The following is a 14,224-nucleotide window of genomic DNA, read 5'->3' as shown; positions in this document are numbered from 1 at the left end:
TCAGACCCTTTCTCGGTCAGGTACCGGTGCCGGCTCGGCGACGGGATCGCGGCGCGCGTCGCGCCGCAGGGCGGTGATGAGGCCCCCCCACAGCAGGATGCCGAGCAGAGCGTCGCACACCAGGCTGGACACGACCGCGCCCTGCCAGCCGTAGGCCGGGATGAGCCAAACGTTGAGCCCCGCGTTGAAGATGCCCACCGCGATCTGGCACACCGTACGACGGCCCTGCAGTCGACTTCCAGAGAGGGCGTCCGCAGCCAGGTAGTGGATCGACTTCAGCACCAGGATCGCGCTGAGGCCCTGTAGTGCCAGGGTTGCCGCCTCGTACTCCGGTCCGAAGATCAGCGGCATGGTCCAGGCCATTGCGACCAGCAGCAGGCTGCTCGGCACGCTGAACATCAGGAAGCGGGGCAGGAGGCGACGGGCGAGCCCGAACGCCGCCCTGGGGCCCTCGCGCCCGACCTCGAAGAAGCGGGGATAGGCCACCGCGGACATCGACCGGGCCGGCGTGTACGCGAAGTCCACCACCCGGTAGGCGGCCGCGTAGATCGCCGCCGCCTCTGTGGTGCCGATCCGGGACAGCATGACCTTGTCGATGTCGTTGTAGACGGTCTGGGCGGAAAGGCCGACGGCGAACAACAGTCCGCTCCGGGCCTGACCGAGCGCTGGCCCCACGGACCAGGACCCCCCGCCGCCACCGCGCAGCCCGTACCAGATCGCCACCAGGCAGACCACGGCGGAGACCGCCAGCGCGGTGAGGGCCCACTGGCGCAGCGAGATCGGCTCGTCCGCCCTGACCAGGGCCACCGCACCGGCCAGCCGGAACACGTGCAGCAGGGCGGGGATGACCGAGGCGACGAAGACCTTGCCCCGGGCCTGCACCGACGCGGCCACCGCCTCGATGAGCCGCCAGGCCACGAGATCGGCGGCAGCGAGGCAGAGCATGTCGACCGCGCTGACCTCGCTGCCCCAGATCGCCACCCCGGCCGCGCTCACCAGCACGGTGGCGCCCACACCGAAGACGACGGTCAGGACCAGGCCTCGTGTGAGGTGGCGGGCCCACTCGCTCGGGGCCTCGGCGTAGCTCTGAAAGATCAGGCTCGGTGCGCCGGCGGACGCGAACGGGGAGACCACGGCGACGAGGGCGGTGACGCCGACGAAAAGTCCGTAGGTGTCGATCGACATCTCGCGGGCCAGCAGGACGAAGAGCACGCCCTGCGCGAGGGTCCGCAGCAACGTACCGGTGAAGAACTTCGCGGACCGCTTCAGGAAGATGTCGCGCCCGCTCGGGGGACGCCGGTGCGACCGTGGCCGGGGCGCGGTCGGCTCGACGGAGCCGACCGCGCCGAGAGGCGCTCTCACCGGTGCAACGCCTCCACCCACTGGCGGCTGACCTCGGCGGGATCAAGTGCGGCACAGCGGGCATGCCAGGACTTCTCGAAGTCGGTCAGGGTGGGGCGCTGGGCATTGGTCAGCCGGGTCACCGCGTCGGCGAGGGCAGCCGGTGAGGTGTCCGCTGCCAACGCACCAGGCACGAAGGTCGGGATCATCTCGTCCAGCGCGGGCACGGGGAGGGCCGCCACCGGCAGTCCCGCCTCGGCGGCCTCCACCAGGCTGAACCCGAAGGTCTCGGCACGGGACGGGTGGACCAGGAGGTCTGCCTCGGCGAGCAACTGGGCGACGCCCGGCACCCGGCCCAGGAACGTCGTCCGGTGCTGCACACCCAACTCCTGGGCCTTCGCGTGCAGCAGTTCCCGCTCCTCGCCGTCGCCGGCGAGCGTGAGGTGGTACGTCTCCGGCAGCAGGGCCAGCGCGGAGATGGCGCAGGAGTGGTTCTTGTACGGGCGGAAGGCGGCAGTGGTGAGGAGGTTGATTCGCCGGTGGTCCACCACCTCGCGGGGGGCGACGAATGGACGGGGCGGCATCGGGTTGGTGATGGTGACCACCGGCTGCCCCGGCGCGAGCTGCTGGACCGTGCGGGCGACACCGTTGGACACGGCGACCACGAGCCGTGGACGCAGCCCCTTGAGCCGCGAGAACCGGGCGAGCGTCCGGACCCGCCGGTCGATCCGTAGCCGTTCCGGCAGCAGGGAGTGTTCCCAGGCGACATAGCTGCGACCGGACCCGGCGAGGGCGGCACCAACGGGCACGCTGCCCCAGAGGCCGCTGGCCACGATCTGCACGTCCGGTGCCAGGTTCTGCAGGCGCCGCCTCAGCGGCGGAACGGCCTCCATCAACCGGGTGATCCGGGAACCGAGGCCGAGAGTGTCGACGGACAGGTCGGCCAGTTCGGCGGGGACCCCGCGGGACACGACGGTGGCCGAGACCTCTACGCCCTGGGCCTGAAGGCCACGTATCAGCAGCGCTGCCGCCAGCTCCATGCCGTAGAGCGGTTCGAGCTGCGGCAGAACGAAGTGCAGACGCATCAGTGTGGCCGTTCGGTCTCAAGCGGTCGAGTAGGGCTGCTGGTGGCCTTCGATTTGCGCATGGCGACCCGTTCGAGGGTCGACCGGGGCACGAGCCCGAGCGCCGCCAGCACCGCGTTGCGGGCGGACGGGGGGGAGTTGCGGCGGATCGCCCGCACCATCTCCCGTACGCCTTCCCGGTCTCGGGCCTGCAGAGCGTAGCGGAGGGTCTGGGCGGCGATGAAGTCCGAGAAGGTTCCCGGCGCCCACACTCCCTCCCAGCGCTGGGCCCAGTGCCACGAGGTGCGCCAGTCCGCGCCCGCGGAGATCGACCCGGGGCTGCCCACCGTGTAGACGGCCGTCGCCTCCTCGACCTGGACGATCTTCACCCCGGGCAGGCGGGCGACCCGGACCAGCCAGTCCCAGTCCTGGTGCCGGGGGAGCGTCTCGTCCCAGCGGCACTCGGTCGCCAACTCGTACGTCGTCAGTAGCGTCGACGTGGGCAGCGACTGCCGGCCGATGCCGAGGTGACGCCGGCGGAACAGGTAGTCCTCCGGCAGCATGCCGTCGGGGATCACCTCGGCGGGGGCAGGTGTCGGCAGCGGCTCCGCGCCGTCCTTGCGCTGCAGGATCCGGGACGACACGACGGGGCGGAACCCGGCCGCTGCCACGCGCTCCAGCGCCGGCAGTTGTGCCGCCAGCTTTGTTGGCAGCCAGGTGTCGTCGTCGTCCAGGAACGCGACGTGGCTGCCCGGGACGGCGTGCGTGACCCCGAGGTTGCGGGCGTACGACCCGCGCCGGCCGCCACCGGTGCAGACCACCTGATCGATGTGCTGCCCCAGGTCCCGTACCGTCTGCGGCACGTCCGGGGTGTCACAGACGACCACGATGTGTACGGATGCGCCCTGCTGGGAGCGTGCGGAGAGCACCGCGTCGGCGACGCTGGGGCGGCCCGTGGTGGGAATCACGACGGATACGTTCGGCATTGCGTTCTCCATGCGTTGGGGGTGTGACCGGCACACCGCCGGACCCGGCCGTTGGCCGGACCCGGCGGTGTGTAGGTGCGTGGGCGGATCAGCGGCCGCCGGCGCGGAACACCTCGGTCACCGTACGGAGCACCACCTTGACGTCGAGCCAGAGGGACCAGTTCTCGATGTAGTAGTTGTCGAAGCGCGCCCGGTCGGAGATCGGGGTGTCGCCGCGCAACCCGCTGACCTGCGCCAGGCCGGTGAGCCCGACCGGGACGCGGTGCCGCATCGCGTACTGGGGGTATTCGGCCGAGAACTTCTCGACGAAGTAGGGGCGCTCGGGCCGGGGGCCGACCACGCTCATGTCGCCGCGGAGGATGTTCCACAGTTGCGGAAGCTCGTCGAGAGACGTCCTGCGCATGATCCGACCGATCGGCCCCACCCGCTGGTCGTGGGCGATGGACCAGTTGGTTTGCGACTCGTGCTCGTCAACGGGGCGCATGGACCGGAACTTGATGATGTTGAAGGGTCGGCCGTGCCGGCCGATCCGCTCCTGGTAGAAGAAGATGCCGGGGCCGCCGTCGATGAGTGTGGCGACCGCGCAGACGATGAGCACCGGGCTCAGCAGGAGCAGCGCCACCGCGGCGAACGTGATGTCCGACGCGCGCTTGAGCGCCGACTGCGGGCCGGAGAGGGTGATGTCGCCGATGCTGACGACCGGGACCGCGCCGATGTGATCACCGTGCGAACGGGACCCCCAGAGGGGGGTCGCCGCCCACAGGTCGCACTCTGCCGTCCGGGGCCGGGAGAGGAGCTCCATGAGCGAGGTCTCGGAGCAGCTCGCGTCCGCGACGATCACCACGTCGCACTCGCGTAGCCGCACGAGGCTGTCGAGATCGTCGAGTGATCCGATCAGCGGCAGCGCGGTCGGATCGGGCGAGGCGGGGGTGTCGACGCAGCCCACGAAGCGTAGGCCGTACTGGGGGTAGCGGCGCAGGAGCCGGGCGAGTTCCACGGCGGTGGGCCCACTGCCGACGATGATCGCGTTGTGCTCGACCCACCGGCGCTTGCGGGCGACGATGGCGAACTCGCGGGTGAGAGCCCGACCGATGATCACCAGACCCGCCGATGCGGCGACACCCCGGGTGAAGCTGAAGACGTACTCGGCGGATTCGTGACGCATGGCCGCGACGATGGCGACCGCAGATCCTGCCGCCAACAGGCGACCGCAGAGGCTCGGCACCTCGTCGAGGAAGCTCACGTGCCGTCGTGCCCGGTAGAGGCCGCCGGCGGCGAAGACGGTCACGGTCAGGGCCGTCATGGCCAGGGTTCCGCGCCAGTACTGCTGGGTGACCAGCAGAGGCGCCAGCAACGCCAGGACGTCGACCGGCGCGGTCATCATCCAGGCCCGCAACCACCGGGTCCGGGTCGAAGCACGCGAGCCGGCGTACGGGAGGACGGCGGTCGTGTCCAGCCCGGGGCGGGCGTAGTGCTCCTCGGGCGGAGGCTGGGTCGAGCGTCGGTCCGCGGGAGACGGGAGAGCGGGAGGGCGACTCCCGCCCTGACTCCCCTCGTCGTCCCCCTCACCGTCACCCTGCGCGCCAGTGGCCGTGCCGTCGCGGTCACCGGCCGGTACCGGACGATGCCACATCGCGGGCTGGCTGGACATGATGGACCTCCCCGTGGAAACCGGCGGACCTGGCCGGTCTGAAGCGCGAGACGAAGGTGCCGGCCGACGAACTCTTACCGGCCGAGGTGTTACTTGGAGATGGCGAGGATCTCGTCGACGGAGTCCCGTCGGACCGCGTCATAGAAGGTCTTCGCCTTCTCGGTGTTCGCGAAGACGACGCTTTCGCTGCCCACCCGCCCGGTGCCCTTGGTTGGACTGGTCACGAAAGTCAGGTTACGGCCGCGAAGGTTCCGCAGGTCCGTCGCCATGCTGACAAGCGACATGTTCTCGTCCACCGACACCGCGCTCGAGGTCGCCTTGACGAAGGAGTTGAGCCGCCCGGGGCTGGTGACGATGCCGCCGGACACGGCCCCGTCGAGGATGGCCTTGATGACCTGCTGCTGGTGGCGGATGCGGGCGAAGTCGCCGTCGGCGAACTGCTTGCGCTGACGGGAGTAGTCCAGGGCGGTCTCGCCGTCCATCCGCTGCATTCCCTGCTCGAACTTTCGGAACGGCGGGTGGATCGACGTGAACGACTTCTCCGCGTTGATGTCGACGCCGCCCAGGGCATCGATGATCTCCTTGAAGCCGGCGAAGTCGATGATCATGACGTGGTCGATTCGGACCGTGGTGAACGACTCGACCGTCTGCACCATCAGCGGGATGCCACCCCAGGCGTACGCTGCGTTGATCTTCGCGTCCCGGCCGCCGTTCCGGCCGTCCTTCGACTTCGGCACGTTCACCCAGGTGTCACGAGGGATCGAGACGAGTTGTGCGCTGGACCGGTTCTTCGGGATGTGCGCGACGATGATCGTGTCCGTGCGCGAGCCGCCCGTGCTCTCCGGGTCGCGGGAATCGCTGCCCAGGATCAGGATGTTCATCGCACCGCCCGCCACCGCCTGCGGGCGCCCCTCCTCGGGAACGTCGGCGAAGGCATCAACCCGGTCGATGTCCTTTTCGACACCACGCAGGTACAGCGCGCCACCAATCATGGTGCCGCCGCCGAGGATCGCCGCGACTACCAGACAGATGACGAGGACGCGACGCCACCGGGGGCCACGACGTCGCCTCTTGCCCCCGGCAGGGGCGATTTCGTGTGGTTCGACGAACTCGGTGTCGGCATCGGTGTACCGCTGAGCACCAGACATGCTGGCGATGCTACTGAGTGACGGTCTCTGTTGTGCACCCTCGTCCTTTCGGGTATCACACGCCTGCCGACCGGCGCGGCGAACCCGACCTTGCGTTCGGACGGACGACCGTTAACGCCGGCTCGGGAGAGCGTCCGAGGCTCTATTGTGTCGCCCCCGACGGTGACGTGGACGGTGCATTCACCGGCTGTCGCGGTGACTCTCCCGCTGGCCCCCGGAGCCTGGTACAACGGCACCCGTGGATCGAATCAAGCTCCGGCGGGCCATCGCGCGTACCCCGCTCGCCCCGGTCGCCGCCTTCCCCAAGAGGCTCCGCACGATCGCGCGGTACGACGCCAAGGTGCTGCGCAGTTCGGCGCGCTGGCTTGTGACGTCCCGTGAGCACCACAACTACACGTACGACCTCACCCCGTTGAGCCGCAACCACCTTGCCTGGTTCGTCAGTGTGGTCTGCGACATCCCGGTCAAACAGGTACGGGCATACCTCGGCGAGATCGAGTCGGACGACACCCTGCGCCAGCACCTCCTGGCAGCGATCGCCGACTCCGACCGGCGCCGCCTCGCCGACAAGGAGATCCGCTACGCCCGGCGGATCGGCTGGTACGCGATCGTCCGCGCCACCCGCCCGAAGCACATCGTCGAGACCGGTGTCGACAAGGGACTCGGCAGTGTCGTCCTCGCGGCCGCACTGCTGCGCAATGCCCAGGAGGGGCACCCGGGTCGGGTCACCTCGCTGGACATCAACCCGGAGGCCGGCTACCTCGCCCGGGTCGCACCCTGGTCGGAGGTCGTCGACCTGGTGATCGGCGACTCGATCGCCTCGATCGGCGCACTGGAGCGCCCGGTCGACCTGTTCCTGCACGACAGCGACCACAGCCGTGCCCACGAGAAGCGCGAGTTCGACGCCGTCGAGCCGAAGCTCGCCCCCGGCGCGGTTCTGCTCACCGACAACGTCACCAGCACCAACGTGCTCGCCGAGCACGCCGAGCGCACCGGCCGACGGTTCCTCGCCTACCGGGAAAGCCCCGCCAACCACTGGTACCCGGGCGACGGCATCGGCGTGGCATGGTAGCCGGGTGCTGCTGACGTCGATCCACACGTACCCCGTCAAGGGTTGTCACCGGCTCGACCACGACGGCGCGTTCGTGCAGCCGTGGGGCCTGGCCGGCGACCGACGCTGGATGGTCGTGGACGCCGACGGTGTCGGCATCACCCAGCGGGAGACCACCCGGATGGTCGGCCTGCGCGCCAGCGTGTGGCCGGGGGGCCTGTCGCTGCGCGCCGACGGGCAGCCTGACCTCGACGTGCCCGAGCCGGCCGGCAGCGACCCGGTCGCGGTGCGGACCTTCCGCAACCGCAAGCTCCCGGTCACCGCTCTACCTGCAGGTCCGGCGGCCGACGACTGGCTCGGCGCGCTGCTCGGCCGACCGGTCCGACTGGTCTGGCTCGCTCGGCCGACCCGTCACCTGGCCGCCGAGGACCGCGAACACGACACCGGCGACCAGGTCAGCTTCGCCGACGCCTACCCGCTGCTGCTGGCGAACGTCGCCTCCCTCGACGCCCTCAACGACTGGCTGGCCGAGGCGGGGGAGGAGCCGGTGCCGATGGCCCGGTTCCGGCCCAACCTGGTCGTCGGCGGGGCCGCGGCCTGGGCCGAGGACGACTGGGCCGGCCGGCAGTTGCGCATCGGCGACCGGCGGTTCCGGGCCGCCGGGCCGTGCGACCGCTGCGTGGTGACCACGACCGACCAGGAGACCGGGGTACGCACGAAGGAGCCACTGCGCACACTCGGGCGGCACCGGAACGTCAAGCAGAAGCTCCTCTTCGGACTGCACCTGGTGCCGCTCGACAGGGGGCCGTTGACCGTTGGGGCAACGGTCGTCATCGAACCCTGACCCGGGGGCCGCCGCTGCTCCTGCTGTGGGCACGCTCCGGTTACCGTCCGTCGATGCTCTCTTAGCTTTGGCTTAGCCGGCTTGTCCGCCCGCGCCCGGGTCCGGCAGCATCGCCGTCGTGACGGACGGAAGCGCTGTCGACATCGACATCGACCTGGACCATGCTCGCGAGGACCGGCCGGCGTCGTCGTCCGGTCCGAGGCCCTGGCTGGTCGCCACCGGCGTCACCGTCCTCGCGGCGGCTCTCGGGCTCACCCTGACCCTGCGGTCCGGCTCCGCCCCGGTCTGCGCCGCCGGCCGGACGCTCGCCGCCGCACCGCCCACCGGCAACACCACGCACAGCGGCAAGGCGACCTTCTACGACTCGAAGGGCGCCGGCGGCAACTGCTCGAACCCGGCGGCCCCGGCCAACCGGCTCTACGTCGCGCTCGGCCCGACGGAATACTCGGCCGGTGCCGCCTGCGGTGGATTCCTCGACGTGACCGGCCCGAAGGGCACCGTCCGAGTGCTGATCATGGACCAGTGCCCGGAGTGTGCGCCGGGGCATCTCGATCTGTCCCGCGAGGCGTTCGCCCGGATCGCCGACCCGGTCCAGGGCCTCGTCGCCGTCACCTACCGCGCGGTGGTCAACCCGCCACTGCCCGGACCACTCACCTTCCGTATCAAGGAGGGCGCGTCGCAGTGGTGGTTCGCCGTCCGCGTCGGCAACCACGGCAATCCACTGCGTTCCGTCGAGGTCCGGCAGGGTGACAGCGGTCCGTGGCGGTCGGCCGCCCGGCAGGACTACAACTACTGGCTGATCGCCTCCGGCGCCGGGCCCGGCCCGTTCAGCGTCCGCATCAGCGACGTGTACGGAAACCGGGCCACCGTCGGCGGCATCCGGATGGCACCTGGCCAGGTGCAGAACAGTGCTGTCCGGATGTACGCGCGCGGGGCCGTGGCGAGCACCCCGCGCCCGTCCGCGTCGGCCCGGCCGCCCGGCAACCGACCCACCGGTACGCCGACGCCGGCCCGCCGTCCGGTCGAGGTGGCGAAAGCGAGCGCGCCAGCCACCGACACGCCGACCACCCGCCCCGCCGGGGCGAACGCCCGTTCCTGCGCGGGCTGACCGCTCAGTCAACCGGCGTCAGGTCGAGCCACATCAGGATCTCGTCCCGGTCGTCACCGGGCGCCACCCGCAACGCGCCCGGCAGTCGGCCGATCTCCCGATACCCGAGGTGGCCGTAGAACTTGTCCAACCCCAGCCCGTCCCGCACCGTGATGTGCAGCGCCTCGTGGCCGAACTCCCTGCCCAACCGGGCGGCCTCACCCATCAGCGCCGAGCCGTAGCCGCTGCCCTGGGTGTCCGGGTGGACCATCACCCGCTTCAACACACACCAGTGCGCCGTGAGCGGGAAACGGTTGTCACTGAAGATCAGCAAAGCCACCAGCCGGTCGCCGGAGTACCCGACCAGCAGCCGGTCCGGTCCGTCGGCGATACCGGCGAAGGTCGGTTGGGCGATGACGTGGACGTCGGCCGCAGTGACCGGCGGTACGAAGCCGACCGCGCCACCCGCGTTGCTGACCTCCACCCAGAGGGCGACGATCTCGGCGCGTAGCTGCGGGGTCAGGTCGGGGTCGAGGACGAAGCGCAGACTCACGCTCGCCATCCTGACCCGACGACCAGGCAAACGACCCGCGACCGTGACGCGCCCGACAACCGCCGTCCGGCAAGTGCTGCTCGTTGACTTGTGCGGGAGAGGGGATTCGAACCCCCACATCCTTCCGGATACAGGTTCCTAAGACCTGCGCGGCTGCCATTACGCCACTCCCGCCAACGTGCTGAGTCTAGAGCGTCTGGCTTTGACGGTGTTGAGCCCGGCCTCCTTGAGGATGGTCGAGATCGTGCCATGACTCACCTTGCATTCCCTGCCAGGCAGGGTGCGGAGGATCCCCGACAGCCGCTTCGGTCCGACATCCGGATTCGCCAGTGCCTGTTCTATTACCACGTCGCGATGAGCCCTCGAACGCCAGCTGCGGTCCGGACGCGGTGTCAACACGCCCTCCTGCTCGAGTCCTCGCCGAACCTTGTACAGGTATGCCGGGTGACAGCCCAGGTGCCGTGCCGCCTCCAAGGCCGTCATCTGCTGCGCGTCGACCCGACCGAGCAGCTCGATGAGTTCCTCCCGTGTTACTGGTCGGCGGTCGGAACCGGCTGGCTCGTGCATACGTTCCTCGCCATTGGCCGCTGTTCCTAAGGGAATGGTGAGATCACGAGGCTGGTTCCGCCGGCCGGCGTATGTCGCGGTCTGGCTGTGACAATTCGGGCAGAGGAGCCGCAGGTTCGGGGGTCGGTTGTCGAGGAAGTCCCCGTTGATGTGGTCAACGTGCAGGATCAGTGGAGCGCCTCGCCAGACGGGCCCTGTCCCGCACCCTTCGCACTCGTCCGGCACGCCGAGTGTGGACAGGGCCCACTTCAGTCGCACGCCTGGCGTTCGCCGGGACCCTTCGGGCAGCTCGACCAGAAGCTGGGATGAGGTGGTGCGTCGTACGCCCCGGCGCCCCTTGTTGTGGGCCTGCCTCGCGAAATGCGACGTGTCAATGCCGAATTTCTTGAGCTGACGACTGATGTGCGCGTGCGAGCCGCCGCTGACGCGTACGCCGAGCAGCCGCATCACCTCGGTGATGTTGCGCGCGGCGGCGGCCGCGGTGGCCAGCGCTTCGGGCGTGTACTTGTATCGAACCACTGACGGACCGTAGCGGCCCGGTGCGACAGGTCAGTCCAGGCCGAGGTCGCGGCGGAGCTTGGCGACGTGCCCGGTGGCCTTGACGTTGTAGAGCGCTCGCTCGATCTTGCCGTCGGCGTCGATCACGAACGTCGAGCGGATCACACCGGTGACGGTCTTGCCGTACAGCTGCTTCTCGCCGTACGCGCCGTAGGCGGTCAACACCGCCTTGTCCAGGTCAGACACCAGCGGGAAGGTGATCGCGTCGCGCTCGCGGAACTTCGCCAGCTTTTCCGGCTTGTCCGGGGAGATGCCAACGACCTCGTAGCCGGCGGCCTGGAGCGAAGCGAGCGAGTCGCGGAAGTCGCAGGCCTGCTTGGTGCAGCCGGGGGTCATCGCGGACGGGTACGCGTACAGGACCACCTTGCGGCCTCGCAGGTCGGCGAGGGAGAGCTGGTCACCGGTGTCGGTGGCGAGGGTGAACTCGGGCGCGGGGTCACCGGGGGAGAGGCGGTCGGGCGCAGTCATGGCCCGACGATACCGCCGGACCCGCCGTTGTCGACGTCGGCGGCGCGCCGCCGACTGAAGCCGTCCGACCTGAGCGGGTGATCAAGAACATGCGTTGTTGCCAGAGTCTGGCAACAACGAGACTTGGGAAATAGGCTGACCCACGCCGGCCCGGTCGGGCCCGCTGACGCGTGGGAGGTCGCGTGGAAACACTGGCGATGCACATCTCGAACGGGATCATCGATGGTCCCGTGGCAGCGATCTTCGCGGCGATCGCTCTCGCCGCGCTGACTTTCTGCGTTCTGCGCGGCCGGCGCGACCTGGATGACCGGCTGGCCCCGATGGCGGGCCTGGTGGCGGCGTTCATCTTCGCCGTCCAGATGCTCAACTTTCCGATCTTCACGGCCGGCGTGAGTGGCCACCTGCTCGGCGGCGCACTCGCCGCCATGCTGGTCGGCCCGTGGGTCGGCGCGCTCTGCGTGTCCGTGGTGCTTGTCGTGCAGGCGCTGATCTTCGGTGACGGCGGCGTGGCGATGCTCGGCCTCAACATCACGAACATGGCGCTGCTCGGCACCGCCGCGGCGTACCTGCTCATCGCAGTGTTGCTGCGGGTGCTGCCCCGCACCCGGGCCGGTCTGGCCGTGACCGCGTTCGTCGCCGCGATGCTCAGCGTGGTGGTCGCGTCGCAGGGCTTCGTCCTGCAGTACTGGCTGGGTGGCACCACCGACCTGGGCGGCAACCTGGCCGGCCTGGCCGGCACGATGGCCGGCGTCCACCTGCTGATCGGCATCGGCGAGGGTCTGATCACCGCGACCACCGTGCTCACCGTCGCGAAGGTGCGACCCGACCTGGTCTACGCGCTGCGCTCCCTGCGTACCCCCGCCACCCCTGCTGTCCCGGTCGCCGGAGGTGTCCGATGAAGAACCGTTCCTGGGCCTTCCTGGCTGGCGGCCTGCTGGTCGCCCTGCTGCTCGCCGGTGTGGTGAGCAACTACGCCTCGTCCCACCCGGACGGGCTGGACTCCTCCCTGCTCAAGGGCTGCACCGTCGACGCCGACGACAACATCGTCGGCGGCAGTTGCCCGGCACAGCAGTCCCGGGACCACGAGCTGGCCGACAGCCCGCTGGCCGACTACGGCGTGCGCGGGGTGCAGAACAGCTTCGTCTCCACCGGCCTCTCGGGCGTTCTCGGGGTGCTGGTCACCTTCGCGATCGGCGCCGGCGGTTTCTGGCTGCTGCGTCGCCGGGGCACCTCGCCGACCGACGGTGACGCGACGACGCCCGCCGAGGGCGACGCCGGGACGTCCACCGACGGCCGGCGCCACGCCGACGCCAACGGCTGAGCAGGGGGTACGCGGAATGGGTGCCGGTCACGGGCATGTGCTGTACCGCGAGTCGGACTCGCCGGTGCACCGGCTCCCGCCCGAGGTCAAGATCGTGGCGATGGTGGTCTTCACCATCGCCGTGGTGGCCACCCCACGTACGGCGTTCTGGGCCTTCGGCGCGTTCGCCCTGCTGGTGGTGGCGGTGGCGGCGCTGGCCCGGGTGGGGCCGCGGTGGTTGCTCAGTCGGGCGCTGATCGAGCTGCCATTCGTGCTGTTCGCCGTCGCGCTGCCGTTCCTGGGCAGCGGCGACCGGGTCGAGGTGCTGGGCCTACGGCTGTCCGAGGACGGGTTGCACGGGGCGTGGAACATCCTGGCCAAGGGCACCCTGGGCGTGCTCGCCTCGTTGCTGCTCGCCGCGACCACCACCACCCGGGACCTGATCGTGGGGCTGGACCGGCTGCACTGCCCACAGGTGCTCACCCAGATCGCCACGTTCATGCTGCGCTACCTCGACGTGCTGATCGGCGAGGCGCGGCGGATGCGGGTGGCCCGGATCTCCCGGGGTGACGACCCGCGTTTCCTGTGGCAGTTGCGCGGCTTCGCCGCCGGGATCGGCGCGCTGTTCCTGCGCGCCTTCGAGCGTGGTGAGCGGGTCTACCTGGCGATGCTGTCGAGGGGTTACACCGGACGGATGCCCGCCGTGTGGCAGGGCGAGGGCGCGGCGACCGCCGGTCAGTGGCTGGTCGCGGCGACCGTGCCGGTGTTGGCGGCCTCCGTCGCCGTCACCGCCGTCGTGCTGTCATGATCGGTGTCGTGCAGACCGCTGTCTCGCTGGACGTTCGTGGTGTTCGGTACGCGTACCCGGATGGGCACGTCGCCCTGCACGGGGTGGACCTGAACGTGCCGCGCGGCGCTCGGGTGGCGCTGCTCGGGCCCAACGGCGCGGGCAAGACCACGCTGGTGCTGCACCTCAACGGCATCCTCACCCCGACCGAGGGCAGCGTGAGCGTCGGCGGGCTGACGGTCACGCCGGATCGGGCCACCCTGGCCGAGGTGCGTCGCCGGGTCGGCATCGTCTTTCAGGACCCGGACGACCAGCTGTTCCTGCCCACGGTCGCGGAGGACGTGGCGTTCGGGCCGGCGAACCTGGGGCTGCGCGGGGCGGAGTTGTCCGCCCGGGTGGACGAGGCGCTCGCCGCGGTGGGAATGGGCGAGCACCGGGACCGGACGCCGCAGCACCTTTCGTTCGGGCAGCGTCGCCGGGTGGCGGTGGCCACCGTGCTCGCCATGCACCCGGAGATCCTGGTGCTGGACGAGCCGTCGTCGAACCTGGACCCGGCGGCCCGCCGTGAGCTGGCCGAGATCCTGCGCGACCTGCCGGTGACCCTGCTGATGGTCACGCACGACCTGCCGTACGCGGCGGAGCTGTGCGAACGCTCGGTGATCCTGGACGCCGGCCGGATAGTCGCCGACGCCCCCACCCGGGACCTGCTGGCGGATTCCACCCTGCTGGCCCGCCACCGCCTGGAACTCCCCCACGGCTTCACCCCCACCCCACACCCCTGACCGCGCACCCCACACCGCGCACCCCACACCCCTGACC

General features: G+C 70.3%; 15 protein-coding genes and 1 tRNA gene. 7 read left to right on the top strand and 9 right to left on the bottom strand.

Annotation, left to right across the window (positions count from 1 at the left end):
• The 5 genes from ABZS37_RS20380 to ABZS37_RS20360 form a co-directional block, all read right to left on the bottom strand.
• A complete protein-coding gene (locus ABZS37_RS20380; protein WP_355171070.1) occupies positions 1-1,362 on the bottom strand; it encodes an oligosaccharide flippase family protein in 1,362 nt (453 codons plus the stop codon).
• Positions 1,359-2,426 carry a glycosyltransferase gene (locus tag ABZS37_RS20375; RefSeq protein WP_355171068.1) on the bottom strand — a complete coding sequence of 356 codons (1,068 nt, stop codon included), beginning with the start codon at positions 2,424-2,426 and terminating at the stop codon, positions 1,359-1,361. Before ABZS37_RS20375 ends, ABZS37_RS20380 begins: the two co-directional genes overlap by 4 nt.
• Positions 2,426-3,391, bottom strand: a complete 966-nt coding sequence (locus tag ABZS37_RS20370; protein WP_355171066.1) for a glycosyltransferase — start codon at positions 3,389-3,391, stop codon at positions 2,426-2,428. Before ABZS37_RS20370 ends, ABZS37_RS20375 begins: the two co-directional genes overlap by 1 nt.
• 88 nt (positions 3,392-3,479) lie before the next feature.
• Positions 3,480-5,042, bottom strand: coding sequence for a sugar transferase (locus ABZS37_RS20365; protein ID WP_355171064.1), 1,563 nt, complete (start codon positions 5,040-5,042; stop codon positions 3,480-3,482).
• An 89-nt stretch (positions 5,043-5,131) separates the two neighbouring features.
• Positions 5,132-6,190, bottom strand: coding sequence for an LCP family protein (locus tag ABZS37_RS20360; RefSeq protein ID WP_355171062.1), 1,059 nt, complete (start codon positions 6,188-6,190; stop codon positions 5,132-5,134).
• Between the two features lie 238 nt (positions 6,191-6,428).
• Here ABZS37_RS20360 and ABZS37_RS20355 point away from each other — a divergent pair, with 238 nt between their 5' ends.
• From ABZS37_RS20355 to ABZS37_RS20345, 3 genes are all read left to right on the top strand, one after another.
• Positions 6,429-7,262: a class I SAM-dependent methyltransferase gene (locus tag ABZS37_RS20355; protein WP_355171060.1), complete on the top strand. Its 834-nt coding sequence runs from the start codon at positions 6,429-6,431 to the stop codon at positions 7,260-7,262.
• A gap of 4 nt (positions 7,263-7,266) precedes the next feature.
• On the top strand, positions 7,267-8,085 hold the full coding sequence (locus ABZS37_RS20350; protein WP_355171058.1) for an MOSC N-terminal beta barrel domain-containing protein: 819 nt from the start codon (positions 7,267-7,269) through the stop codon (positions 8,083-8,085).
• Positions 8,086-8,203: 118 nt separating this feature from the next.
• On the top strand, positions 8,204-9,193 hold the full coding sequence (locus ABZS37_RS20345; RefSeq protein WP_355171056.1) for an expansin EXLX1 family cellulose-binding protein: 990 nt from the start codon (positions 8,204-8,206) through the stop codon (positions 9,191-9,193).
• Between the two features lie 4 nt (positions 9,194-9,197).
• Here the strand turns inward: ABZS37_RS20345 and ABZS37_RS20340 are convergent, their stop codons facing one another.
• The 4 genes from ABZS37_RS20340 to bcp all read right to left on the bottom strand — a co-directional run bounded on the left by ABZS37_RS20340 (position 9,198) and on the right by bcp (position 11,318).
• Positions 9,198-9,725, bottom strand: coding sequence for a GNAT family N-acetyltransferase (locus tag ABZS37_RS20340; RefSeq protein ID WP_355171054.1), 528 nt, complete (start codon positions 9,723-9,725; stop codon positions 9,198-9,200).
• A 91-nt stretch (positions 9,726-9,816) separates the two neighbouring features.
• Positions 9,817-9,899 (bottom strand) — tRNA-Leu (locus ABZS37_RS20335).
• Positions 9,885-10,811 carry a hypothetical protein gene (locus ABZS37_RS20330; RefSeq protein ID WP_355171052.1) on the bottom strand — a complete coding sequence of 309 codons (927 nt, stop codon included), beginning with the start codon at positions 10,809-10,811 and terminating at the stop codon, positions 9,885-9,887. The genes ABZS37_RS20335 and ABZS37_RS20330 overlap by 15 nt, the downstream gene beginning before the upstream one ends.
• A gap of 30 nt (positions 10,812-10,841) precedes the next feature.
• A complete protein-coding gene (gene bcp, locus ABZS37_RS20325; RefSeq protein ID WP_354996370.1) occupies positions 10,842-11,318 on the bottom strand; it encodes a thioredoxin-dependent thiol peroxidase in 477 nt (158 codons plus the stop codon).
• Positions 11,319-11,500: 182 nt separating this feature from the next.
• Here bcp and ABZS37_RS20320 point away from each other — a divergent pair, with 182 nt between their 5' ends.
• From ABZS37_RS20320 to ABZS37_RS20305, 4 genes are read left to right on the top strand one after another with little or no spacing between them, the layout of a single operon-like run.
• Positions 11,501-12,217, top strand: a complete 717-nt coding sequence (locus ABZS37_RS20320; RefSeq protein WP_355171050.1) for an energy-coupling factor ABC transporter permease — start codon at positions 11,501-11,503, stop codon at positions 12,215-12,217.
• Positions 12,214-12,639, top strand: coding sequence for a PDGLE domain-containing protein (locus tag ABZS37_RS20315; RefSeq protein ID WP_355171048.1), 426 nt, complete (start codon positions 12,214-12,216; stop codon positions 12,637-12,639). Before ABZS37_RS20320 ends, ABZS37_RS20315 begins: the two co-directional genes overlap by 4 nt.
• A gap of 16 nt (positions 12,640-12,655) precedes the next feature.
• Positions 12,656-13,426 (top strand): cobalt ECF transporter T component CbiQ, encoded by a 771-nt coding sequence (cbiQ, locus tag ABZS37_RS20310; protein WP_355171046.1) that lies wholly within the window; start codon positions 12,656-12,658, stop codon positions 13,424-13,426.
• On the top strand, positions 13,423-14,187 hold the full coding sequence (locus ABZS37_RS20305; protein ID WP_355171044.1) for an ABC transporter ATP-binding protein: 765 nt from the start codon (positions 13,423-13,425) through the stop codon (positions 14,185-14,187). Before cbiQ ends, ABZS37_RS20305 begins: the two co-directional genes overlap by 4 nt.
• Positions 14,188-14,224 lie beyond the last annotated feature (37 nt).

The sequence above is a fragment of the Micromonospora sp. NPDC005413 genome (assembly GCF_040606435.1).
Taxonomy (GTDB): domain Bacteria; phylum Actinomycetota; class Actinomycetes; order Mycobacteriales; family Micromonosporaceae; genus Micromonospora.
This window is presented reverse-complemented; position numbering and strand designations above follow the sequence as displayed.